At 43.7% G+C, this 25,832-nt stretch carries 23 protein-coding genes and 1 tRNA gene; 16 read left to right on the top strand and 8 right to left on the bottom strand.

Features of this window, described 5'->3' with window-relative positions:
• Positions 1-2: 2 nt before the first annotated feature.
• The 13 genes from cysD (at position 3) to KTR07_RS23700 (ending at position 13,759) form a co-directional block, all read left to right on the top strand.
• Positions 3-923, top strand: coding sequence for a sulfate adenylyltransferase subunit CysD (gene cysD, locus KTR07_RS23760; protein ID WP_255309879.1), 921 nt, complete (start codon positions 3-5; stop codon positions 921-923).
• Between the two features lie 39 nt (positions 924-962).
• Positions 963-2,420 carry a sulfate adenylyltransferase subunit CysN gene (cysN, locus tag KTR07_RS23755; RefSeq protein ID WP_008766076.1) on the top strand — a complete coding sequence of 486 codons (1,458 nt, stop codon included), beginning with the start codon at positions 963-965 and terminating at the stop codon, positions 2,418-2,420.
• 11 nt (positions 2,421-2,431) lie between these two features.
• A complete protein-coding gene (locus KTR07_RS23750) occupies positions 2,432-3,538 on the top strand; it encodes a sulfotransferase (protein WP_008760696.1) in 1,107 nt (368 codons plus the stop codon).
• A gap of 18 nt (positions 3,539-3,556) precedes the next feature.
• Positions 3,557-4,525, top strand: a complete 969-nt coding sequence (locus KTR07_RS23745; RefSeq protein ID WP_113748556.1) for a PCMD domain-containing protein — start codon at positions 3,557-3,559, stop codon at positions 4,523-4,525.
• A gap of 318 nt (positions 4,526-4,843) precedes the next feature.
• Positions 4,844-5,989 (top strand): OmpA family protein, encoded by a 1,146-nt coding sequence (locus KTR07_RS23740; protein ID WP_008760698.1) that lies wholly within the window; start codon positions 4,844-4,846, stop codon positions 5,987-5,989.
• Positions 5,990-6,065: 76 nt separating this feature from the next.
• Positions 6,066-6,482, top strand: a complete 417-nt coding sequence (gene ruvX, locus KTR07_RS23735) for a Holliday junction resolvase RuvX (RefSeq protein WP_008760699.1) — start codon at positions 6,066-6,068, stop codon at positions 6,480-6,482.
• Between the two features lie 44 nt (positions 6,483-6,526).
• Positions 6,527-7,081 (top strand): peptide deformylase, encoded by a 555-nt coding sequence (gene def, locus KTR07_RS23730; RefSeq protein WP_048698459.1) that lies wholly within the window; start codon positions 6,527-6,529, stop codon positions 7,079-7,081.
• 76 nt (positions 7,082-7,157) lie between these two features.
• Positions 7,158-9,209 (top strand): tetratricopeptide repeat protein, encoded by a 2,052-nt coding sequence (locus tag KTR07_RS23725; RefSeq protein WP_011107261.1) that lies wholly within the window; start codon positions 7,158-7,160, stop codon positions 9,207-9,209.
• 82 nt (positions 9,210-9,291) lie between these two features.
• Positions 9,292-11,232 (top strand): threonine--tRNA ligase, encoded by a 1,941-nt coding sequence (gene thrS, locus KTR07_RS23720; protein WP_008760701.1) that lies wholly within the window; start codon positions 9,292-9,294, stop codon positions 11,230-11,232.
• Positions 11,233-11,303: 71 nt separating this feature from the next.
• Entirely contained in the window at positions 11,304-11,909 is a 606-nt protein-coding gene (infC, locus tag KTR07_RS23715) for a translation initiation factor IF-3 (RefSeq protein WP_008766071.1), read from the top strand.
• A gap of 73 nt (positions 11,910-11,982) precedes the next feature.
• Entirely contained in the window at positions 11,983-12,180 is a 198-nt protein-coding gene (gene rpmI / locus KTR07_RS23710; protein WP_004297539.1) for a 50S ribosomal protein L35, read from the top strand.
• A 99-nt stretch (positions 12,181-12,279) separates the two neighbouring features.
• The gene (gene rplT / locus KTR07_RS23705; RefSeq protein WP_004297540.1) at positions 12,280-12,630 is read left to right on the top strand and encodes a 50S ribosomal protein L20; all 351 of its coding nucleotides are present in this window, start codon (positions 12,280-12,282) and stop codon (positions 12,628-12,630) included.
• 358 nt (positions 12,631-12,988) lie between these two features.
• A complete protein-coding gene (locus KTR07_RS23700) occupies positions 12,989-13,759 on the top strand; it encodes an EFR1 family ferrodoxin (RefSeq protein WP_113748555.1) in 771 nt (256 codons plus the stop codon).
• Here the strand turns inward: KTR07_RS23700 and xpt are convergent.
• The 8 genes from xpt to KTR07_RS23660 form a co-directional block, all read right to left on the bottom strand.
• The gene (gene xpt, locus KTR07_RS23695) at positions 13,753-14,325 is read right to left on the bottom strand and encodes a xanthine phosphoribosyltransferase (RefSeq protein WP_008760704.1); all 573 of its coding nucleotides are present in this window, start codon (positions 14,323-14,325) and stop codon (positions 13,753-13,755) included. The genes KTR07_RS23700 and xpt overlap by 7 nt on opposite strands.
• A 96-nt stretch (positions 14,326-14,421) precedes the next feature.
• Entirely contained in the window at positions 14,422-15,729 is a 1,308-nt protein-coding gene (locus KTR07_RS23690) for a phenylacetate--CoA ligase (protein ID WP_055300252.1), read from the bottom strand.
• 11 nt (positions 15,730-15,740) lie between these two features.
• Complete coding sequence (locus tag KTR07_RS23685) at positions 15,741-16,325, bottom strand: indolepyruvate oxidoreductase subunit beta (protein ID WP_008760706.1); 585 nt, start codon at positions 16,323-16,325, stop codon at positions 15,741-15,743.
• 3 nt (positions 16,326-16,328) lie between these two features.
• Complete coding sequence (locus KTR07_RS23680; RefSeq protein WP_113748554.1) at positions 16,329-17,921, bottom strand: thiamine pyrophosphate-dependent enzyme; 1,593 nt, start codon at positions 17,919-17,921, stop codon at positions 16,329-16,331.
• 80 nt (positions 17,922-18,001) lie between these two features.
• On the bottom strand, positions 18,002-19,039 hold the full coding sequence (gene mltG / locus KTR07_RS23675) for an endolytic transglycosylase MltG (RefSeq protein WP_113748553.1): 1,038 nt from the start codon (positions 19,037-19,039) through the stop codon (positions 18,002-18,004).
• A 104-nt stretch (positions 19,040-19,143) separates the two neighbouring features.
• Positions 19,144-20,022 (bottom strand): DNA/RNA non-specific endonuclease, encoded by an 879-nt coding sequence (locus KTR07_RS23670; RefSeq protein ID WP_113747825.1) that lies wholly within the window; start codon positions 20,020-20,022, stop codon positions 19,144-19,146.
• A 66-nt stretch (positions 20,023-20,088) separates the two neighbouring features.
• Positions 20,089-20,161 (bottom strand) — tRNA-Thr (locus tag KTR07_RS23665).
• A 129-nt stretch (positions 20,162-20,290) separates the two neighbouring features.
• Positions 20,291-21,499: an ROK family transcriptional regulator gene (locus KTR07_RS23660; RefSeq protein WP_008760710.1), complete on the bottom strand. Its 1,209-nt coding sequence runs from the start codon at positions 21,497-21,499 to the stop codon at positions 20,291-20,293.
• A gap of 342 nt (positions 21,500-21,841) precedes the next feature.
• Between KTR07_RS23660 and KTR07_RS23655 the strand changes: the two genes are divergently transcribed.
• The 3 genes from KTR07_RS23655 to KTR07_RS23645 all read left to right on the top strand — a co-directional run.
• Positions 21,842-23,722, top strand: coding sequence for an FAD-dependent oxidoreductase (locus KTR07_RS23655; RefSeq protein ID WP_165938111.1), 1,881 nt, complete (start codon positions 21,842-21,844; stop codon positions 23,720-23,722).
• A 38-nt stretch (positions 23,723-23,760) separates the two neighbouring features.
• Positions 23,761-24,861: a DUF4434 domain-containing protein gene (locus KTR07_RS23650; RefSeq protein ID WP_113747827.1), complete on the top strand. Its 1,101-nt coding sequence runs from the start codon at positions 23,761-23,763 to the stop codon at positions 24,859-24,861.
• Between the two features lie 5 nt (positions 24,862-24,866).
• The coding region (locus KTR07_RS23645; protein WP_217315518.1) for a sugar porter family MFS transporter at positions 24,867-25,832 on the top strand (966 nt) is incomplete at its 3' end.

Raw genomic sequence — 25,832 nt, 5'->3', positions numbered from 1 at the left:
AAATTTCAAAAAAGATGGAAGAATATAAACTGAGCCATTTGAAAGAACTCGAAGCCGAGTCAATTCATATCATCCGCGAGGTGGCGGCGGAATTTGAGAATCCGGTGATGCTGTACAGCATCGGAAAAGATTCTTCGGTGATGGTGCGCTTGGCTGAAAAAGCGTTTTATCCGGGAAAAGTTCCCTTCCCGTTGATGCATATCGATTCGAAGTGGAAGTTTAAGGAAATGATCCAGTTCCGCGACGAATATGCCAAGAAACATGGCTGGAACCTGATTGTGGAAAGTAATATGGAAGCGTTTCATGCAGGGGTAGGACCTTTCACGCATGGAAGCAAGGTACATACGGACCTGATGAAGACTCAGGCATTGCTGCATGCGCTGGATAAATATAAATTTGACGCTGCATTCGGCGGCGCGCGCCGGGATGAAGAAAAGTCACGTGCCAAGGAGCGTATCTTCTCTTTCCGTGATAAATTCCACCAGTGGGACCCGAAGAACCAGCGTCCTGAATTGTGGGATATCTACAACGCCCGTGTACACAAAGGTGAGAGTATCCGTGTGTTCCCGATCAGCAACTGGACGGAGCTGGATATCTGGCAGTATATCCGTCTGGAGAATATTCCGATCGTTCCGCTGTATTATGCCAAGGAACGTCCTGTGATCAATCTGGATGGTAATATCATCATGGCGGATGACGACCGTCTGCCGGAAAAATATCGTGATCAGATCGAAATGAAGATGGTGCGTTTCCGTACTCTGGGCTGCTGGCCGTTGACGGGTGCAGTAGAGAGCGGTGCGGCTACCATCGAAGAGATCGTGGAAGAGATGATGACGACTACCAAGAGCGAACGTACTACCCGTGTGATCGACTTTGACCAGGAAGGCAGCATGGAGCAGAAGAAACGTGAAGGGTATTTTTAAGCAATTAAAAATGAATGATTAAAAAACTAAAAGTTGGAAATGGATAATAAGCTGGATATAAAGGCCTTTCTGGATAAAGACGAACAGAAAGACTTGCTGAGACTGTTGACTGCCGGTTCGGTGGATGACGGAAAATCGACTTTGATCGGACGTCTGTTGTTTGACAGTAAGAAACTGTACGAAGATCAGCTGGATGCATTGGAACGTGACAGTAAGCGTGTAGGTAATGCAGGCGAACATATAGACTATGCTTTGTTGCTCGATGGCTTGAAAGCGGAGCGTGAGCAGGGAATTACGATTGACGTGGCTTACCGCTACTTCTCTACCAACGGCCGTAAGTTTATCATTGCGGATACTCCGGGACACGAACAGTATACACGTAATATGATTACCGGTGGCTCTACGGCCAATCTGGCAATTATCTTGGTAGACGCCCGTACGGGTGTGATTACCCAGACCCGTCGTCATACTTTCCTGGTATCTCTGCTGGGCATCAAGCACGTAGTGCTGGCGGTCAATAAGATGGACCTGGTGGACTTCTCCGAGGAACGGTTCGACGAGATTGTATCGGAATACAAGAAATTCGTAGAACCGCTGGGAATTCCGGATGTGAACTGTATTCCTCTTTCTGCCTTGGACGGTGACAACGTTGTGGATAAGTCCGAACGCACACCATGGTATAAAGGAATCTCTTTGCTGGACTTCCTCGAAACGGTTCATATCGATAATGATCATAACTTCACGGATTTCCGTTTCCCTGTGCAGTATGTGCTGCGCCCGAACCTTGACTTCCGTGGTTTCTGCGGTAAAGTGGCATCGGGTATTGTCCGCAAGGGAGATACAGTGATGGCATTGCCTTCAGGAAAGACTTCCAAGGTGAAGAGTATTGTGACATACGACGGTGAACTGGATTACGCTTTCCCGCCGCAGTCGGTTACACTGACACTGGAAGACGAAATCGACGTATCCCGTGGTGAAATGCTGGTGCATCCGGACAACTTGCCGATCGTTGACCGCAACTTCGAAGCGATGATGGTATGGATGGATGAAGAACCGATGGACATCAATAAATCGTTCTTTATTAAGCAGACTACCAATTTGAGCCGTACCCGCATCGACGCGATCAAATATAAAGTGGATGTCAACACGATGGAGCATCTTTCCATTGACAATGGACAACTGACAAAGGACAATTTGCCATTGCAGCTCAATCAGATCGCCCGCGTTGTCCTGACTACTGCCAAGGAGCTTTTCTTCGATCCTTATAAAAAGAATAAATCTTGCGGTTCTTTTATCCTGATCGATCCGATTACGAATAATACCTCTGCCGTAGGTATGATTATCGACCGGGTGGAAATGAAAGATATGGCTGCCACGGACGACATCCCCGTACTGGATTTGTCGAAACTGGACATTGCCCCGGAACATCACGCCGCCATAGAAAAAGCTGTGAAGGAACTGGAACGCCAGGGACTCTCCATAAAAGTGATTAAATAAAATGTAGAACGATGGGATTACTTGAATTTAATAAACTTCCGATTAATACGTTGGTAGGTGCCGACTGGAAAACGTTTAAGGCAATCACTGCCGGCCGTGATATTGATGCTGCTTATAAAGGCAAGTACCGGTTGACGAAAGCGGTGTGCCGCCTGCTTTCTCCGTTGGCTGCATTGCAGGATAAACGCTACGAAAAGTTGTTGGCCAATCAGCCGCTGGAACATGATCCGGTATTCATTCTGGGACATTGGCGGAGTGGAACTACTTTTGTACATAACGTGTTCTCCTGCGACAAGCATTTTGGGTATAACACAACTTATCAGACCGTATTCCCGCATCTGATGATGTGGGGACAGCCTTTCTTCAAGAAGAATATGAGCTGGCTGATGCCGGACAAGCGTCCGACGGATAATATGGAGCTGGCAGTGGATCTTCCGCAGGAGGAAGAGTTTGCATTGTCGAACATGATGCCGTATACCTATTATAATTTCTGGTTCCTGCCGAAATATCAACAGGAATATGCGGACAAGTATCTGCTGTTTGATGATATCACGGACAAAGAACTGAAAGTGTTTGAAGAGGTATTCACGAAATTGATCAAGATTTCTTTGTGGAACACCAAGGGTACGCAATTCCTCAGCAAGAACCCTCCTCATACGGGCAGGGTGAAAGAACTGGTGAAAATGTTCCCGAACGCCAAGTTTATCTACCTGATGCGTAATCCGTATACGGTATTTGAATCTACACGCAGTTTCTTTACAAATACAATCCAGCCTCTGAAACTGGAGGATGTCAGCAATGAACAATTGGAGGAGAATATCCTTTCTATTTATGCAAAGCTGTATCATAAGTATGAATCGGATAAGAAATTCATTCCGGAAGGCAATCTGATCGAAGTGAAGTTTGAAGACTTTGAAGCGGATGCGATGGGAATGACGGAGAATATTTATAAGTCACTTTCTATCCCCGGCTTCGCCGAAGCACAAGGAGATATCGAAAAATATGTCGGCGGCAAGAAGGGATATAAGAAGAATAAGTATAAATATGATGACCGGACGATTCGATTGGTAGAGGAAAACTGGGATTTTGCTTTGAAACAATGGAACTATAATTTATAAAAGAAAGGATAAGTATTGATGATTAAGAAAATGGTTCATCGCCTGTTTCTGACAGGCTTCGTTGCATTTTTTTCTTCCTTGTCTTTGATGGCGCAGCATAAAGTGGAGATGGTCCCCTTCGGGGATATGGACCAATGGGTGGACCGCCAGATAAAAGAGTCGGGGATTATCGGAGGGAATACGAAGAATGTGTATGAGATTGGTCCGACGACTGTGATTAAGGGAGATCAGGTGTATAAGAATATGGGTGGCTCACCGTGGGCGACTTCGAATGTGATGGCGAAAGTGGCAGGTATTACCAAGACAAATACGTCGGTTTTTCCGGAGAAACGGGGAGACGGTTACTGTGCACGCCTGGATACGCGTATGGAAAGTGTGAAGGTACTGGGGCTTGTCAATATAACTGTATTGGCTGCCGGCTCTATCTTTACGGGATCTGTGCACGAACCGATCAAGGGTACCAAGAACCCGCAGAAGATGCTTCAGACGGGGATTCCGTTTACCAAGAAGCCGGTTGCCCTTCAGTTTGACTATAAAGTGAAGATGTCCGATAGGGAAAAACGTATACGTGCTACCGGTTTCAGTAAAATTACAGATGTAGCAGGCAAGGATTATCCGGCTGCTATTTTATTTTTGCAGAAACGCTGGGAGGATGCCAACGGAAATGTTTATGCCAATCGTATCGGAACGTTGGTGACTTATTACTATCACTCTACCGACTGGAAGAATAATGCCACGTATGAAATTATGTATGGAGACATTACCAGCCGTCCCGAATATAAACCTCACATGATGCGTCTGCAGGTGACTGAGAACTATACAGTCAACAGCAAAGGTGAAAGCGTGCCTATCCACGAAGTGGCATGGGGGGATGAAAATGATGAGCCGACTCATCTGTATCTCCAGTTCACATCCAGTCATGGCGGAGCTTACGTCGGTTCACCCGGAAATTCATTGTGGATTGATAATGTAAAACTGGTATATTAATTAAGGTAGCGGAAAAAATAAGGGATAACCAATGATATAGATTATCATTGGTTATTTTTTTGCTTTTATTTTTCTTTCAAAAATGTTGGCTATACCCTTTGTAGGCTATCCAACACTTTTATCATCCCATATAAATATCACGAAGAAATGTTTTTTTACGAGTTTTTTTGTGTGTATTACAATAAATATCTATATTTGCACTAAATTTAAAGAAAAAGGGTAGAGATTTATATCTCTTTGTTTAAGATTTAGAGCCTGTAGAGTTGTGGTTATAGCGTAACACAAACTGCATTATATTATTTACTAAAATAAATTGAGATGAAAAAGGGTTTATTGTTTATTTTAATGGTAGGGGCTTCTGTGTGCCTGTCTGCTCAGGAAAAAGGAAAAACAGAAGGTAAAGCCTACACTGTAGAGACTAATCGTTTTGGGGCCAATTGGTTCATTAGTGGTGGCGTTGGTGGTCAAATGTACTTTGGCGACAACGACGGTAAAGCGGATTTCGGAAAACGCATTGCTCCGGCACTTGATATTGCCGTAGGTAAATGGTTTACTCCGGGTATCGGATTGCGTGTCGCATACAACGGTCTTCAAGCTAAGGGAGCTGCTCCTAGTGCTAATGACTTGTATACAAAAGGTGGCAAGTATTCTAACGGTTACTACAAGCAGAAATGGAACATGGCTAACTTCCATGGTGATGTTCTCTTCAACCTTTCTAACATGTTCTGCGGTTACAACGAGGATCGTCTTTATTCATTCATTCCTTACGTAGGTGCAGGTGTGGCTCTTTCTTGGTCAGAACCTCATCAACAAAACTTAGGTATCAATGCCGGTTTGATCAACCGCTTCCGTGTATCGGATGCTTGGGATATCAACCTTGAATTGCGTGGCCTTTTGATGAAGGATGCATTCGGCGGAACTTCTAAAGAAGGTATGGCCGGTGTAACTGTAGGTGTAACTTACAAGTTCAAAAAACGCGGATTCAACGCTGTTCCTACTGTACCGATGGTACCGGAAAGCCAGTTGGACGACATGAGAAACAGACTGAACTCTCTGAAGGGTGAAAACGAATCTCTGAAACGTGACTTGGTTGAAGCACGCAACAAGAAGCCGGAAGTAATCGTTAAGAAAGAAGGCGGATTCGTTCCACGTCTGGTTGTTGTATTCAACATTGGTAAGAGCAACATCAGCAAGAGAGAGTACATGAACATCGAAGCAATGGCTAAGGGTATCAAAGCTAATCCGGAAAAGACATTTACTGTTACAGGATATGCTGACAAGGGTACTGGTTCTGCTGAGTACAACATGAAGTTAAGTAAGAAGAGAGCTGAAGCTGTACGTGACCTGATGGTGAACGAATTCGGTGTACCTGCTTCTCAACTGAAGGTTGATTACAAGGGTGGTGTAGGCAATATGTTCTACGATGACGCTAAGTTGAGCCGTGTTGCTATCGTGGAAGAATAATCCACAGTTGAAATAATAGAATAAAAGAGACGTTTCCTTTCGTGGGAAGCGTCTTTTTTGTATTTTTGTACCCCATATGAGCAGAATAGTAGCTATAGATTATGGAAGGAAGCGCACAGGGATAGCTGTGAGCGATACGTTGCAACTGATTGCAAACGGGTTGACAACTGTACCCACGCATGAACTTCTGAACTTTATCGGTGAGTATGTGGCAAAAGAACCGGTAGAGCGGATTATTATAGGATTGCCCAAGCAGATGAATAATGAAGCTTCGGAAAATATGAAGAACATCGAACCCTTTGTTCGTTCATTGAAGAAACGTTTCCCGGAACTTCCTGTAGAATATGTGGACGAACGTTTCACATCTGTTCTCGCACACCGTACGATGCTGGAAGCCGGACTGAAAAAGAAAGACCGGCAAAACAAAGCATTGGTGGATGAGATAAGTGCCACTATTATTCTGCAAACATATTTGGAGAGTAAACGTTTTTAATAATAAGACAGAGAATAATTTAATTTTTTAGTAGAGTATAAAGTATGATTTTACCAATTTATGTATATGGCCAGCCTGTTTTGAGAAAGGTGGCAGAGGACATAACCCCGGAGTATCCGAACCTGAAAGAGCTGATCGCGAATATGTTTGAAACAATGGTGCACGCCGATGGCGTGGGACTGGCTGCTCCACAGATCGGCTTGCCTATCCGTGTCGTTACGATTACATTAGACCCGCTTTCGGAAGACTATCCGGAATTTAAGGATTTTAATAAAGCTTATATCAATCCTCATATCATCGAAGTGGGTGGGGAGGAAGTCAGTATGGAAGAAGGCTGTCTGAGTCTGCCCGGCATTCATGAGTCTGTGAAAAGAGGAGATAAGATCCGTGTGAAATACATGGACGAGAACTTTGTAGAGCATGATGAAGTGGTGGAAGGCTATCTGGCAAGGGTGATGCAGCATGAGTTCGACCATCTGGACGGAAAGATGTTTATCGACCACCTTTCGCCGTTGCGCAAACAAATGATAAGAGGAAAATTAAATACGATGCTGAAAGGAAAAGCGCGTAGTTCATATAAGATGAAACAGGTGAAATAAAGATAAAAAACGTTTATATCCCTGTTAAGTAAGCGAAAAGCATTATTTTTGTTTCGTTTACAAGCATAAAATATCAATGATTAAAAGAATACTAACAGTTTTATTGCTGTTCCCCACACTGGTTTGTGCTCAGATTAATACGGAGCGGGTGATGACTATTGCCCGCAATGCGCTGTATTTTGAGGACTACGTGCTTTCTATTCAGTATTTCAACCAGGTAATTAATGCGAAGCCATATTTGTATGAGCCTTATTTTTTCAGGGCGCTGGCAAAGGTGAACCTGGAGGATTATCAAGGAGCGGAAGCGGATTGTGACGAGGCTATCAAACGGAATCCGTTTGTAGTAGGTGCATATCAGGTTCGTGGACTGGCACGGATTCGTCAGAGTAAATTCGACGGGGCGATTGAGGATTATCAGAAAGCATTGCATTATGATCCGGAAAACATCACCTTGTGGCACAATCTGACCTTGTCTCATATTCAGAAAAAGGATTATGACGCAGCCAAGGAGGATTTGGAGAGCTTGCTGAAAGTTTCTCCGCGCTATACACGTGCTTATCTGATGAGGGGAGAGGTTTCTTTGCAGCAGAAGGATACGGTTGCGGCACTGAAGGACTTTAATACGGCTCTCGAACTGGATAAGTATGATCCGGACGCATGGTCGGCAAGGGCTATTGTCCGCTTGCAGCAGTCCAACTATGCAGAAGCGGAATCGGATCTGGACCGTGCGATTCATCTGAGCGCGAAGAACGCGGGTAATTATATAAACCGTGCTTTGGCCAGATTCCATCAGAATAATCTGAGGGGTGCTATGAGCGATTATGACCTGGCTTTGGATATTGATCCCAATAACTTTATCGGGCATTATAACCGTGGTTTGCTTCGTGCCCGTGTCGGGGATGACAACCGTGCTATCGAGGACTTCGATTTTGTGATTCAGATGGAACCTGATAATATGATGGCTATCTTTAACCGTGCGTTGCTTCGTGCTCAGACGGGAGATTACCGGGGCGCTATCAAAGACTATACGACAGTTATCAACCAGTATCCGAACTTCCTCGCAGGATATTATCATCGTGCGGAAGCCCGCAAGAAGATCGGCGACAAGAAGGGGGCCGAACAGGATGACTTCAAACTGTTGAAGGCTCAGCTTGACAAGCAGAATGGAGGGACGAACAAAGACGTTGCCCAGAATCAGAATAAAGATAAAGAAAACCAGAGCGGCGAGAACGGCGACGAAAGCGAGGAAGGAAAAACTCGTAAGAAGTCTGACAAGAACATGAACAACTATCGCAAGATTGTGATTGCCGATGATTCTGAAGCGGATCAACGCTATACAAGTGATTATCGCGGACGCGTACAGGATAAGAATGTGAACATAAAACTGGAACCGATGTTTGCCTTGACTTATTATGAAAAGTCGAGCGAAGTGAAGCGTTCGGTGAATTTCCATAAGTTTATTGAAGACCTGAATCTGTCGAATGTACTTCCGAAGCGTATCCGTATTACAAATATGGAGGCCCCGCTGACGGAAGAACAGGTGAAATTCCATTTTGCCCTGATTGATGCGCATACATCGGCTATTGTGGACGATGACAAGAGTGCTCCGAAGCGTTTTGCCCGTGCCATTGACTTTTATCTGGTACAGGATTTCTCCAGTGCGGTTGCCGACCTGACTCAGGCGATATTGCTGGACGGAGATTTCTTCCCGGCCTATTTCATGCGTGCACTGATTCGTTGCAAACAACTGGAATATCAGAAGGCTGAACAGGCTGCCGAAGCGGATATGCCGAGTGGCGCTGCTGTCAAGGAAGTGAGTGCGGTGGATTATGAAGTTGTCAGAAAGGACCTGGATAAGGTGATAACTCTGGCTCCGGACTTCGTTTACGCTTATTATAACCGTGCCAATGTGGCGGCTATGCTGAAAGATTACAGGGCTGCGATTGTCGATTACGATAAGGCGATTCAGCTGTCTCCGGACTTTGCTGACGCTTATTTCAACCGGGGACTTACGCATATTTTCCTGGGTAATAATAAGGCGGGAATCTCAGATTTGAGCAAGGCCGGTGAACTAGGAGTTGTTTCTGCTTACAACGTGATCAAGCGTTTCACGGATCAGACAGAATAACATTTTTTTGATAAAAAATAGAAAACTCAAAAGATTTCGTTACTTTTGCGTTCTCATTATGAAAATATAACATCATCATATTATGATAAAGATAACATTTCCCGATGGCTCCGTTCGTGAGTATAACGAAGGAGTGAACGGTTTACAGATTGCAGAAAGTATCAGTTCGCGCTTGGCACAGGATGTACTTGCATGTGGCGTGAACGGTGAGACTTATGATTTAGGACGTCCTATTAATGAAGATGCTGATTTCGTACTTTACAAATGGGACGATGAAGAAGGCAAACATGCATTTTGGCACACAAGCGCCCACTTGCTGGCTGAAGCTTTGCAGGAACTTTATCCGGGTATCCAGTTTGGTATCGGACCGGCTATCGAAAACGGTTTCTACTATGATGTGGATCCGGGAGAAGCTGTGATTAAAGAAAGTGACCTGCCTGTCATCGAAGCAAAGATGCTTGAATTGTCGGCAAAGAAAGAAGCGGTAGTCAGAGAAAGTATTTCGAAGACGGACGCTCTGAAAATGTTTGGCGACCGTGGCGAAACGTATAAATGTGAATTGATCTCAGAACTGGAAGACGGACATATTACTACCTACACCCAGGGTGCGTTTACTGACCTTTGCCGTGGTCCTCACTTGATGACGACTGCGCCGATCAAGGCCATCAAGCTGACAACTGTTGCCGGTGCTTACTGGCGAGGTCACGAAGACCGTAAGATGCTGACCCGTATCTATGGTATCACATTCCCGAAAAAGAAAATGCTGGATGAATATCTGGTGTTGCTGGAAGAAGCCAAGAAACGTGACCACCGTAAGATCGGTAAGGAAATGCAGTTGTTCATGTTCTCTGAAACAGTAGGTAAGGGACTTCCGATGTGGTTGCCGAAAGGTACTGCACTGCGTTTGCGTCTGCAAGAGTTCTTGCGTCGTATCCAGACCCGCTATGACTATCAGGAAGTAATTACTCCGCCTATCGGTAATAAGTTGCTGTATGTGACTTCCGGTCACTATGCAAAATACGGTAAGGATGCGTTCCAGCCGATCCATACTCCGGAAGAAGGAGAGGAGTATTTCCTGAAACCGATGAACTGTCCGCATCACTGCGAGATATATAAGAATTTTCCGCGTTCATACAAGGACCTTCCGTTGCGTATTGCAGAATTCGGTACGGTTTGCCGTTATGAACAAAGTGGTGAGCTTCACGGTTTAACTCGTGTACGCAGCTTTACTCAGGATGACGCACATATTTTCTGTCGTCCGGATCAGGTGAAAGATGAGTTCCTCCGTGTGATGGATATCATTTCTATCGTGTTCCGTTCGATGAATTTCCAGAATTTCGAGGCTCAGATATCACTCCGTGATAAAGTGAACCGTGAAAAATACATCGGTAGCGATGACAACTGGGAGAAAGCTGAACAGGCGATTATCGAGGCTTGCGAGGAAAAAGGCCTGCCGGCTAAGATTGAGTACGGTGAAGCTGCTTTCTATGGTCCCAAGCTCGACTTTATGGTGAAAGATGCCATCGGTCGCCGTTGGCAGTTGGGAACCATTCAGGTAGACTATAACTTGCCGGAACGTTTTGAACTGGAATATATGGGCTCTGACAACCAGAAGCACCGTCCGGTGATGATTCACCGTGCACCATTCGGATCAATGGAACGTTTTGTGGCTGTATTGATCGAACACACTGCCGGTAAGTTCCCGTTGTGGCTGACTCCGGATCAGGTAGCTATCCTGCCGATCAGTGAAAAGTTCAATGAGTATGCAGAGCAAGTGAAGATGTATCTGAAAATGCATGAAATCCGTGCTATTGTGGATGATCGTAATGAAAAGATCGGCCGCAAGATCCGTGATAATGAAATGAAACGCATTCCTTATATGTTGATTGTGGGTGAAAAAGAAGCTGAAAATGGTGAAGTTTCTGTTCGCAGACAAGGGGAAGGCGACAAAGGAACCATGAAATATGAAGAATTTGCTAAAATTTTGAACGAAGAAGTTCAGAATATGATAAATAAATGGTAACTTTGCAGCCGTTTCATGATAAATATTTAGTAGAACAATAAAAAAATCAAACTAGGAAGTAAACGTTTTTAATGAAGAATGACACTTTAAAAGGGCAATATAGAATCAATGAACAGATTCGTGCCAAAGAAGTCCGCATCGTGGGCGACGAGATTGAACCGAAAGTATATCCTATCTTTCAGGCCTTGAAAATGGCTGAAGAGAAAGAGCTGGATCTAGTTGAAATTTCCCCCAATGCTCAACCTCCTGTTTGTCGTATTATTGATTACTCTAAATTTCTTTATCAATTAAAGAAACGCCAGAAGGAGCAGAAAGCGAAGCAGGTAAAAGTGAACGTAAAGGAAATCCGTTTCGGACCGCAGACTGACGATCATGATTACAACTTTAAGCTGAAACATGCCAGAGGATTCCTGGAAGACGGGGATAAAGTGAAGGCATATGTATTCTTTAAGGGGCGTTCCATCCTTTTCAAGGAACAAGGTGAAGTGTTATTGCTTCGTTTTGCCAACGATCTTGAAGATTTTGCAAAGGTGGATCAGATGCCGGTACTTGAAGGTAAGCGTATGACAATCCAGCTTTCTCCGAAGAAAAAGGAAATGCCTAAAAAGCCGGCGGCTCCCAAACCGGTAACTCAGGGACAGAAGGCTGAAAAGCCGGAAGCGGGCGAGGAAGAATAAAAAAGAATGAATGCGTGGCGCGCAGGTATAGTGCGTCACCATTATATATTTAATAATTTTAAAAACAAGTAAGATGCCAAAGATGAAGACTAACTCCGGTTCTAAAAAAAGGTTTACCCTTACCGGAACAGGTAAAATCAAAAGAAAGCACGCTTTTCACAGTCACATTTTGACTAAGAAATCGAAAAAGAGAAAAAGAAATCTGTGCTACTCTACAACTGTTGATACAACAAATGTAAGCCAGGTTAAGGAACTCTTAGCAATGAAGTAATCAAAAGCGTACAAAGTATTATTAAAGTATTAACCGAATGCTTTAGCCTGAAGTTCGTTGCGTGAAGTAACGGCGCTAACATTCAAAAAAAGTAAAACTATGCCAAGATCAGTAAATCATGTTGCTTCAAAAGCAAGAAGAAAGAAAATTTTGAAATTAACCAGAGGTTACTTTGGTGCAAGAAAAAATGTATGGACCGTAGCCAAAAACACCTGGGAAAAGGGTTTGACTTACGCGTTCCGTGACCGTAGAAATAAGAAAAGAAACTTCCGCGCTCTTTGGATACAACGTATCAACGCTGCTGCACGTCTTGAAGGAATGTCTTATTCTAAATTGATGGGCGGTTTGCACAAAGCCGGTATTGAAATAAATCGTAAGGTTTTGGCTGATTTAGCTATGAATCATCCGGAAGCTTTCAAAGCTGTAGTTGCTAAAGCAAAAGCTGCTTAAGTTTCAATAGTTTAGGATTTACAAAGTGTCAGTTATCGATCCGATAACTGGCACTTTTCTTTTGTTAGGCGGAGAGAAAGGATGAAAAAAAATGTTAGTGGACGAACAAATTCTTTCTTTTTCTTGCTATTCTCAGAGAATCTTATTACATTTGTGATAGAAAAATATTAGCCGTATCGACTGGATCGGGAAACTCTTCAAATTAATCTGATGCACCGAGAAAGCTTCGTTCTTCAATGGCGGGCCACATCCTTCGGGACAGCTTTAAGCCGGTGGATTACAAAGAGGGCGAGCGCTCAAATCTTGTTCTATCAGAGTTTCATCACATCGTCGATGCGGCTTTTTTATATACTCTTCTATGATATTTTATTTCTCAGGTACAGGTAACTCTAAATGGATTGCTAATCAGCTTTCTAAAGAACAACAGGAAGATTTGTTTTTTATCCCGAACGCATGGAAGAATGACACATGGGAGTTCTCTTTGCGGGAGGATGAGAAGATCGGTTTTGTCTTTCCGGTCTATTCGTGGGCGCCTCCCGTGATTGTACAGGAGTTTATTCGGAAGCTGGTTCTGAACGGGTATCAGCAGCAATATCTGTTCTTTGTGTGTTCGTGTGGAGACGATACGGGGCTGACCCGGCAGGTGATGGAAAAGGCATTGACTGCGAGGGGATGGAGATGTAATGCAGGCTTTTCTGTAATTATGCCCAATAACTATGTGTTGTTCCCCGGATTTGATGTGGATAGCAAGGAACTGGAAAAGAAAAAACTGGCAGAAGCGGTTCCGGCTCTTGAAAAAGTCAGTAGACTGATAACCGGGAGAGAAACTGTCTTTGCATGCAAGGAGGGGAGTTTGCCTTTTATCAAGACGAGGATCATCAATCCGTTATTTGTTCGTTATCAGATGTCTCCCAAACCTTTCCATGCAACGAGTGAGTGCATCGGGTGCAAGCGCTGTGAAAAAAGTTGTCCGGTAGGGAATATAACGATGAAGGAAAGAAGACCGGTTTGGGGAAAGAATTGCACCGCCTGCCTGGCATGTTATCATGTGTGCCCTCAGCATGCGGTGCAATATGGTAAAAAGACAAAAGGCAAGGGGCATTATTTTAACCCCGACTCAGCTTATTGATCTTTTATTTTAATACAGCAGTTGGATAAGTCTTCGATTATGGCAAGGCTTTCTACTCTGACACCTTTCTCTTCCAGTATTTTACGTCCATTTTGGAAGGCTTTTTCGATAATGAACCCCATGCCTACCAATTTTGCTCCGGATTGCTCTATGAGGTCGAGAATGCCTAATGCGGCATTTCCGTAGGCAAGGAAATCATCAACAAAAAGAACATTGTCATTTGGGGTCAGAAAATCGGCACTGATCACTACTTCATAATCACGGTCTTTGGTGAACGAGTGTACGGTAGTGCTTAGTGCGTTCTGAATGGTTTTGGGTGATTTCTTTTTGGCGAATACAACCGGTAAGTCCATGAGATAGCCCGTCATGATGGCGGGAGCGATACCGCTTGCTTCTATAGTCATGATCTTGTTTACGTTTGTGGCTGCAAAGCGGCGGACAAATTCTACTCCGATGGATTTCATCAGGACAGGATCCATCTGGTGATTGATAAAACCATCTACTTTAAGGATGCCTCCTTCGTAGCATTTTCCGTCCTGCAGAATTCTTTTTTTTAGTAATTGCATTATAATCTGATAATTAAATAATGTGCTAATATGCCATTTGTTACTGATATCATACAGTATTGGGTTGGCATATTAGCACATCGGGCATTTGAATATTTATTTGTTGTCTCTTACGTCCTTCACTCTGACGGCTTTTCCCTCGCTCTGCGGGAGAGACCCTTTCTTTACCAGTTTTACTTTCGGGGTAACCAGTATTTCATCTTTTAATTGACGGATAATATCTCTGCGGATCTTTTCCAGTTCGATATAGTTGTCTGTAGAAAGATCGCTTAATTCCACTTCGACGATCATCTCATCCTGATTGTTGACTGTCTCCAGCGTAATCAGATAATTGCTGCCTAATTCGGGGAACTGAACCAGAATCTTTTCGACTTGCATGGGGAAGATGTTGACTCCCTTGATGATAAACATATCGTCGCTGCGTCCCTTGATCCGGTCGATGCGGAGATGGGTGCGGCCGCACGGACATTTTCCGGGTAGTATACGGGTAAGGTCGCGGGTGCGGTAGCGGATAAGCGGCATCATTTCACGATCAAGTGTAGTGAGTACCAATTCACCGATTTCTCCTTCGGGAACGGGTTCTCCTGTTTCAGGATCGATGATTTCTACCAGATAGCAATCTTCCCAGAAGTGCATTCCGTTCTGCTCCTGGCATTCGAAGGCAACACCGGGGCCGTTCATTTCCGTCATACCGAAACTATTATATGCTTTCACATTGAGCATCCGTTCTATTTTACGGCGCTGTTCGTCAGTATGCGGTTCGGCGCCGATCACCAAGGTTTTCAGGGTTGTTTCTCTCGGGTCGATACCTTCTTCCTGAAATACTTCGGCAAGACGGATAGCGTAGCTTGGGATGGCGTGTAAGGCGGTAGTCTTAAAGTCACTGATGAATTTAATTTGCCGTTTACTGTTTCCGGCTGCGGCAGGTACGGTAAGGCAGCCAAGGCGTTCTGCACCATATTGAAAACCTAATCCACCTGTAAACATTCCATATCCGGAGCTGTTCTGGAAGACATCTGTCTTGCGGATCCCCACCATGTAAAGGCAACGGGCTACCAGATTTGCCCATGAGTCGAGGTCATGTTGTGAATGTACGATGACTGTAGGGTTTCCTGTAGTTCCACTGGAAGAGTGGATACGTACACCGTCTCTTTTCATGTCGCCGGCCACTAGCCCGAAGGGATAGTTGGCACGCATGTCCGATTTAGTGGTGAAAGGAATTTTGCGGATGTCGTCCAGTGACTGGATACTATCTCCGGTGATGCCGTTTTTGCTGAAAACCTCTTTGTAATAAGGTGAGTTTGCGGCTATGTTAATCGTTTTTTTGAGTCGCTGAAGTTGCAGTTCCTGCAACTTCTCGCGACTCATGATTTCAATTTCTTCTTCCCAGTATTGTGTACTCATGATTGTGATAGTTATTGCATTAGCTTTTCCGCAATTTCCTTGCCGGCAGCCAGTGCTTTAAGATTCATTTCGACAATAGCTTCTCCTTTGCGCAGGAAGATTTCGCGGATACTGTCTTGTACTTTCTCGTAATCGATGCCGAGGAATGGAATGGTTGCGCCCAGCAAAACGATATTGGCAACTCGTGCAGAACCTACTTCTTTGGCTACTTTATCCACGTTCAGTACGATCTTATGCGGCAATTTGTTGATTTCAGCCATTACTTTGTCTTCTTCCGGATAATTGGGGATGTTGACAAACGGAGTTTCGTTGGTTACCAGCCATCCTTCCGGACTGAGATAGGGGAGATAGCGCAGACCTTCCATCGGTTCGAGCGAAATGATAAGGTCGCATTTGCCGGATGGTATCAGATCCGAAGCAATCGGTTTGTCGCTGATGCGGAGGTTGGACTGAACGTCTCCGCCACGCTGGCTCATTCCGTGTACTTCTGCTTGCTTCATGTAAAGTCCTTCTTTCAAAGCAGCTTTACCAATAACTGTAGCGATGGACAAAATACCCTGTCCACCTACTCCTGATAATATAATGTCTTTTTTCATGGCTTACTTACTTCTTTTTTTGCGTGCTAATGTTTGAATACACTCTCTGCGCGGGATGATAACGGATACGCCATTGTATTCGATTTCTTCGCGTATGATCTGTCTCATTTCCTCGTGGTTCTTCTTCAATGGAACAACGACACGGATATGGGCAGGGTCGACTCCTAAACCGATACAGATGGATTCAATACGTCCTGTGCCCGCAGAGTCCTGACCACCGGTCATTGCTGTTGTCTCATTGTCTGAAATGACAATAACGACATTGGCATTTTCGTTGACGCAATCCAGCAAACCTGTCATTCCGGAGTGAGTAAATGTAGAGTCACCGATTACAGCTACGGACGGATGAAGACCTCCGTCGGCCGCACCTTTCGCCATTGTGATGGAAGCTCCCATGTCTACGCATGAATTGATGGCGTTGAACGGAGCGTTGGCTCCCAGCGTATAGCAACCGATGTCGCTGAATACTTTATGGGAAGGATATTCTTCTTTGAGTACTTCTGTCAGTGTGACGTACATATCACGGTGTCCGCATCCTTCACACAGTGCGGGAGGACGCATTTCGACTACAGAAGGGACGCCGAATTCCGATTTGTTTTCTTTGCCGACCGCGCGTGCTACAGAGTCCGGATTTAATTCTCCGTCTTGTGACAGTGTGCCATCCAGACGTCCTTTTACTTTGATACCCATGCCCAGATAGCCTTTCAGATGTTTTTCAACGAATGGCTGTCCGTCTTCCAGTACCAGAATCTCGTCGCAGGATTCAACCAATTGCAGCAATTGCTTTTTAGGCAATGGATACTGGCCGATCTTAAGTACCGGGTATTCACAACCTTCCGGATAGTTTTCCATCAGATAATTGTAGCCGATACCGCAAGCGACGATTCCCAGTTTTTTGTTAGGGCCGTCTATGTATTTGTTGTAAGGAGATTCCTCGGAAGCTTTGATGAATTCGTCCTGGCGGGCAAGCAATACTTTATAGCGTTTGCGGGCATTTCCCGGCAACAGGATAAACTGACGGGGATCTTCACTGAATGAAATGCTGTTCTGTGGCTTCTGCTCTTTGCGCTCTACTCCGGAACGGGAGTGTGCGAGGCGGGTGACCATACGCATTAAGATCGGTTCGCCTGTTTTCTCAGAGAATTCGAATCCGTTGTATACCATGTCGTATGCTTCCTGTTGGTTGCTGGGCTCGTACATCGGTATCAGGGAGAAGTCTCCGTAGAAGCGGCTGTCCTGTTCATTCTGTGAAGAGTGCATGCTGGGGTCGTCTGCCGCTATCACAATCAGTCCTCCCTTCACACCCGTGATGGCAGAATTGACGAAACAGTCTGCAGCCACATTCATGCCTACATGCTTCATGCACACTAAGGCGCGTTTGCCTACAAATGACATACCCAGTGCGGCTTCCATGGCAGTTTTTTCGTTGGCACACCAACGATTATGTATGTTCTGCTCAGTGGTTATAGGCGCCATTTGGATATATTCAGTAATCTCAGTTGAAGGAGTACCGGGGTAGGCATATACACCTGAAAGTCCGGCATCCAGTGCAGCTTGTGCAATGGCTTCATCGCCAAGTAAGAGTTGCTTGCTCATATATTTCCTTTATTAGTGTTGATCACAGTTTGTTATTATATCGGGCAAAGATAGCCTTTTTGGCTCGTTTTATCACAAAATTACTTGAAAATCTTTCTTTCATTAAGTGCTTTCCAATATTTTCTTGCATTTGCCATGTGGTCGGCATAATTGGATGCGAAATTGTGAGTACCTGAAAAATCTTCTTTCGCACACATGTAAATGTAATTGTGTTTCGTGTAGTTTAATACACTGTCTAAGCCTTTCTTAGAGGGGATTCGGATAGGTCCTGGAGGTAAACCGGTGTTGATATAAGTGTTGTAGGGTGAGTTGGCTTTCAGATGCTCATTGGTGATGCGTCGCAGGCCGAAATCCTGTAAAGCGAACTTGATGGTAGGGTCTGCCTGCAGGGGCATACCTGTGTGCAGGCGGTTGATGTATAGTCCGGCTACCATCGGCTTTTCTTCATTGTTGTTGGTTTCTTCTTCAACAATGGAGGCGAGGGTGCAGACTTCTTCCGGTGTCATGCCGATAGCGGTTGCCTGGGCAAGACGTTCGTCATTCCAGAATCGTTTGTGTTCTGTCTGCATACGTTTGAAGAAGTCGTCGACACTCATATCCCAATATACCTGATAGGTCTCGGGGATGAAAAGACAGGGCATGGTGACCGGCGTATACCCCATTTCGGCCTGAAAAGCGGAATCGAATAGTTGGCGGGCTATTTCGGCGGAGTCGATCATCAGTTGCTTGCCGATGCTTCGCGCCAGCCGGTCTAGTGTCCGTACGCTTCCGATAGTGAGATTCATCGGTTCCTGATAACCTCTGAAGAAGCGGCTGAATACATGGTATACGTTTTCGTTGGGGCGGATGGCATAACGTCCGGTATGTATATTCTGGTCGAATTTTCTATATTTTGCCATCCATTGAAATCCGGTGAATTTGTTGACATGACCGGCTTGTCTGATCTTATTGTAGATAGAATCTGCCGTGTCATCCTGGTCTACATATACATAAACGGTTTTGGAGGGATGAAACTGCGGAGCAAAGAGATAATAATAGACTGTTCCTCCGGCAATGGCGCAAAGAAGGAGAGTTCCGGTCAGAATGGATAATAAGATATTTCTTGTTTTCTTTTTCATCTTATGACGTAACTTTAAAAATTGCGTCAAAGATAGGAAGATTTTGGATAGGAGCGATTCCTTTCAACGATGAATAGTTGAAATCCGGCTGATTTTGTCAACTATTAGCGTGGCCATTGGTAGTAATCGGCATTGGCTTCTACCGCATTTTCTATTTCATCGGGCAGGGGAGAGAAGAAGTCCATATGGGTAAGTTGCTCGATGCTGTCGATTGATACCGCATAGGTGGAAAGGGGCTCTACCGCCTGCCTGTTGTTGAATAAGAACCCGATGCCGCGAACCGGTTTGACAAAAGGAGAGAGGATTACTTTGAAGAATCGTTCGGGCACTGCCACCTTATTTTTTCCGATGGTTTTGGACGGCTTGTCGATGATAGGACCACATATAATGATAATGGCGCTATCGGCTACTGCCCAGTCTCTTATTTTTTCTTCCAGATTTTTCCAGCCTCTTCTGTTCAGCTGAGGATGCTGCGGGCACATATTGCTGAAATAGAAGGATTCTTTCATGACATCCGGACTCCATTTCATGTCGGCGGCTGGTGCCATATGTCCTTTGTCATATCCCGAGCGTGCATAATCCGCATTGGTCGCAATGGCGCCTTTTACTAAAGGATCGGCGATGAAGTTGTTACCTCTCTTTTCTTTTCCTTTGGTTTCCTGACGGGTCAGTTCGTAAGAAACCCAATTCGGAATCTTCAGGTCTTTATTGTAGGAAACTGTATAGCCTTTATGACGAATGATCTGCTCCTGACGAGGAATCAATGAAACGGGAATCTCTAAATCTTTGCCGGATGGAGTGGGGAGGGAGACGGAAGTCTCTATCTGCGGTTTGCTACTGTGCTGGACACTGTATTGCTGATAATACAGATAAAGCCCGTAACAAATGGGAATAAGTACGATGATAGCGATGATACACCCTAATCTTTGATTGGAATGTGACTTCTTTTTCTTAAATAATCTCCTGCTCTTACCTCGTTTCATGCGATTTGCTTTGGGGGTTAATAAGAAAAGCGCTAACTATTCTGTAGTTAGCGCTTTATTGTCAAGAGCCGCTAGCCAGACTTGAACTGGCGACCTACGCGTTACGAATGCGTTGCTCTACCAACTGAGCTATAGCGGCGGTTTGTTTCTCGTTTACGGCGTGCAAAATTACAGCTTTATTTGAGAAAACAAAAGGATTCTGAATATTTTTTGAGCTTTAATTTAAAATCTTCCTTTACCATAACTCTTTGCGTAAAGTAACGGTAGTTTAACTTTCGAACATTCTGCTGCGTGCCAGCATACATGCGCCTACAATACCTGCTTTATCCTTTAATTTGGATGTAATGATGGCAGAGTCTTTGTTGACCAGATTGAGCGAATACTTCCGTACTGCTGTTTTGATGGGTTGGGTGATATAATCTCCTGTTAAAGATAAAGTTCCGCCTATAATGACTAGTTCCGGATTGAAGATATTGATTAATCCTGCAATTTGTTTTCCCAGCTTTTGCCCTATTTCTTCAACAATTTCAATGCAAAGCAGATCTTCCTTATTGACGGCTGTGATAATTTCGTCAAGCGTGATGGGATCTTCTTCGCCGGATATTCGAGTGGAAAGAATAGAACTTTCTCCACTTTTGATACGTTCCAGAAGAATACGATGAAGGGCAGAACCGGATGCTTCTGTTTCCAGACATCCTTTTTTGCCGCAATGGCAGATGATCTCATTGTCGTATGCATTGACGTGACCGAACTCTCCCGAGAAACCGGATTTTCCTGTGTAGACTTTGCCATCGATAATAATTCCGATGCCGACTCCCCAGCTGACGTTGACGAAAATAATATCTTTTTCTCCTTTTACACACCCTTGCATATACTCTCCGTAAGTCATGGCACGGGTGTCGTTGTCGATGGTTACTTTATGACCCAGCTTTTCCGACAGGACATCCGCCAACGGGCGTTCCTCAAAATTGAACTGGCTGAAACTATATCCGGATTCCGGATTTACCCGTCCCGATACATTTACATTGATATTTAAAATCTTCTCTTTATTAATAGGAAGTTTTTTGATGAAGTTGAGAATGAGTTTGCACAACTCGTTCATCCCTTCTATCGAATTCTCAAATTTATAGGGGATATTCATCTTTAACTCTACCATATCACCTTTAAAATTGATCAGTCCGATATTGACTGCAAATCTTTTGATGTCTACACCTATAAAATAACCGGATTCCGGATTCAATCCATAGAGATTCGGGTGGCGTCCACCGCTGGTTTCCAGTTTTCCGTAATCATTGATATATCCGTCCTCACACATCTCACCGATAAACTTGGTGACTGTGGGCACGCTTAGATCTAGTTCTTTTGAAAGATCGGGAATAGTGGAACTACCATTATATATATAATGTGTAATGATCCTCTTTTTAACGAGGGCATTTTTAGAGCCCATTTCTATTTCTTTCAAGAATTGTTGGTTCATACGTCTCTTATATTTTGTAATATCTACAAAGATAATTAATTTTTTTATTAACTAATAAGGTTCTTGACGAAAAAATTAGAATTGAATCTGAGATGATGCTGTGCTGATTCCTTATAGGAAGTGAATTCTCTCATTGATAGTTATTTGAAATCTTCTTATATAATAAGGTAATAAGGGTATTGGTATCTGAATAGCTTCATATTTACAGTCTTATTAATGAATAAAGAAGCAAAAATCAACTTTATTAATAAAATATTTTATTATCTATTGTTTATTTAATAAATATAGCTATATTTGTACCGTGATATTAATTAAGATGTACCGTAACCAAATCGTATTATGATGAAAAACTTATTCCAAATACTCTGTGGGCTGTTTCTGGTAGTATCATACTCTTCTTGTATGCACTCAGAGGAATATAAGGTAGATGTATTTATTATAGGTGGAGGTGCCAGTGGTGTAACATCCGGCATTCAGTCTGCTCGTATGGGAGCCAATACACTGATTCTCGAAGAAAGCACCTGGTTGGGTGGGATGCTGACTTCTGCCGGTGTGAGTGCTGTGGATGGAAATTACAGATTGCCTGCCGGACTTTGGGGAGAATTTAAGAATAGATTGTCTGATTATTATGGCGGGCTGGATTCTTTGAAGACGGGTTGGGTAAGTAACGTATTGTTTGAACCGTCAGTTGGAAATAAGATTCTTCACGAAATGGTAGCGGCGGAAAATAATCTAAAAGTCTGGAAGCAGGCTTGCCTTGAAGAAGTAAAAAGGACGGGAGATGAGTGGGTTGCTAAAGTGAAGGTGGAAGGACAAGGTGTGAAAACGGTTCGGGCGAAGGTCATGATTGATGCCACCGAACTGGGTGATGTGGCAAAAATGTGTGGAGTGAAGTACGATATTGGTATGGAAAGCAGAGACGACACGCACGAGGATATTGCTCCGGAAAAGAAGAATAATATTGTGCAGGATATTACCTATGTTGCCATATTAAAAGATTATGGTAAGGATGTGACTATTCCGGAACCTGAAGGATACGATCCTAAAGAATTTGCCTGTGCCTGTGCCAGTCCGGTATGCATAACTCCTAAAGAGCCGGATCGCGTCTGGTCTAAAGATATGATGATTACCTACGGGCGGTTGCCGAATCATAAATATATGATTAATTGGCCGATAGAAGGTAATGATTATTATATTAATCTGATTGAAATGACTCCGGAAGAGCGCTTGAAAGCGTTGGAATATGCGAAACATTATACGATGTGCTTTGTTTACTTCCTGCAACATGAGCTGGGATATAATACACTTGGATTGGCGGATGATGAATATCCGACAGAGGATAAATTACCCTTTATCCCTTATCATAGAGAGTCCAGAAGAATTCATGGATTAGTCCGCTTTAACTTGAATCATGCACTCAATCCATATACGCAGGATGAAAAGCTGTACCGTACTTGTATTGCTGTGGGCGATTATCCGGTAGATCATCATCATACTCGTTATCATGGTTATGAAGAGTTGCCTAATCTGTATTTTCATCCGATCCCTTCGTATGGGTTGCCGTTAGGTACATTGATTCCCCAGGCGGTGGACGGGCTGATTGTAGCAGAGAAATCTATTTCCGTATCGAATATTATGAATGGAACGACTCGTTTGCAGCCGGTTGTATTGCAGATCGGTCAGGCGGCGGGAGCTCTGGCTGCACTAGCTGTGAAGAATAATCAGAAGATAAGTGATGTTTCCGTTCGTGATGTTCAGAATGCTATTCTGGATGCTAAAGGATATTTGCTTCCTTATCTGGATGTCCCTGTCTCGGATGTGAAGTTTGCTCCTTATCAGCGGATTGGCTCTACGGGGATTCTTAAAGGAGTCGGTAAGAATGTGGACTGGTCCAATCAGACTTGGTTGAGAGCGGATACGGTATTGTTGGCGTCAGAACTGGATGGCCTGTTTGAAGTGTATCCGGCTGCCAAAGATGAATTCAAAAAAACAGGAGCGGATAAATTAAGTATTGAGGAGGCAGTTCAACTTGTTCAGAAGATAGCAGAAACGGAAAAACTACATACTACTGTTGATCCGCAAGCGCTTTGGAAAGCATACGGAATGCAAGAACCGGATTTGAAACGGAATATTTTGAGAGGGGAGATGGCTGTAATGATTGATCAAGTATTGGATCCTTTCAATAAAAAACAGATCAATATCACTGGTAAGTATATTCAATAGGTTAACATATATCTAAGTAAAAACAAAAAATTAAAACTATGGAAACTAATAATCGTAGAGATTTCTTAAAGAAGGCAGCTTTGGCCGGAGCTTCCGCTTTGGTTGCCCCTTCATTATTTGCAGCTGACGGAGAGGGGAGAGGGGAACTCTCCCCGAAGATCAAGGCTGGCGATTTGGAAAGCAAATTGATTGTTCCCAAAAATAATGGCTTAAAAATTACAGGAACTTTTTTGGATGAAATATCTCATGATATTCCTCATCAGAACTGGGGTGAGAAAGAATGGGATTTGGATTTTCAGCATATGAAAAGAATCGGTATCGATACAGTGATTATGATTCGTTCCGGTTATCGTAAGTTTATGACTTACCCTTCACCCTATTTGCTGAAAAAAGGATGTTATATGCCGTCGGTTGATTTGGTAGATATGTATTTGCGTCTGGCGGAGAAGTATAACATGAAATTTTATTTTGGTTTGTATGATTCAGGACGGTATTGGGATACAGGTGATTTAAGTTGGGAGATTGAGGATAACAAGTATGTGATTGATGAGGTTTGGAAGATGTACGGAGAGAAGTCTAAAAGTTTTGGAGGCTGGTACATCAGCGGCGAGATTAGCCGCGCCACGAAAGGGGCTATTGATGCTTTCCGCGCTATGGGAAAGCAATGTAAAGATGTATCGAACGGACTCCCGACTTTTATCTCTCCGTGGATTGATGGCAAAAAGGCTATTATGGGAACAGGGAAACTGACAAGAGAAGATGCGGTTTCTGTACAACAACACGAAAAAGAATGGAATGAAATTTTTGATGGAATTCATGAAGTGGTAGATGCTTGTGCTTTTCAGGATGGACATATCGATTATGATGAGTTGGATGCGTTCTTTACTGTAAATAAAAAATTAGCAGATAAGTATGGCATGCAATGCTGGACCAATGCCGAGTCTTTTGACCGTGATATGCCTATCCGTTTTCTACCCATTAAATTTGATAAGCTTCGGATGAAGTTGGAAGCTGCCAAACGTGCAGGGTATGATAAGGCTATTACTTTCGAATTTTCTCATTTTATGAGTCCTCAATCTGCCTACTTGCAGGCCGGACATTTATATGATAGATACAGAGAATATTTTGAAATTAAATGAGTGATATGAAGTCTACAATTAACTTTGGCTATCTTATTTTCCTTTCTGTTGTAGCAGCTTTGGGAGGATTTCTGTTCGGATATGATACTGCTGTTATATCCGGAACAATCGCTCAGGTTACTCAACTTTTTCAACTGGATACGTTGCAACAGGGGTGGTATGTGGGATGTGCTTTAATAGGTTCTATCGTCGGTGTTCTTTTTGCCGGTATCCTGAGTGATAAGCTGGGACGAAAAATGACGATGATTATTTCAGCGACTCTGTTTTCTACATCGGCTTTAGGTTGTGCGATCTCCGCAGACTTCACCCAATTGGTAGTCTATCGTATTATTGGTGGAGTTGGTATTGGTGTTGTGTCGATTGTTTCCCCTTTGTATATATCTGAAGTGGCTGTGGCACAATATAGAGGGCGTTTGGTATCTTTATATCAATTGGCTGTGACAGTTGGATTTTTAGGAGCTTATTTGATTAACTATCAATTGCTGGCTTATGCTGAAAGTGGTAATCAGTTAAGTATGGACTGGTTGAATAAGATATTTGTTACTGAAGTCTGGCGAGGAATGTTGGGAATGGAAACATTGCCGGCTGTGTTATTCTTCATCATTATCTTCTTTATTCCGGAGAGTCCTCGTTGGCTGATCGTAAGAGGTAAAGAAGAAAAAGCTGTCAATATATTAGAAAGGATATATAATTCAGTTTCAGAGGCTGCAAGTCAATTAAAAGAAACGAAATCTGTATTGACGTCTGAAACAAAATCTGAATGGGCTATGTTAATGAAACCCGGAATTTTTAAAGCGGTCATCATTGGTGTATGCATTGCTATTTTGGGACAGTTCATGGGTGTGAATGCTGTACTTTATTATGGCCCTTCCATTTTCGAAAACGCAGGACTTTCAGGAGGAGATTCTTTGTTTTACCAAGTTCTCGTAGGACTAGTCAACACTCTGACCACCGTTCTTGCTCTTGTGATC

This window comes from Bacteroides sp. MSK.20.82 (assembly GCF_019052485.1).
Lineage (GTDB): Bacteria > Bacteroidota > Bacteroidia > Bacteroidales > Bacteroidaceae > Bacteroides > Bacteroides thetaiotaomicron.
Note: the sequence above shows the minus strand (reverse complement) of the source record. Positions and strands in the feature narration are given on the sequence as shown.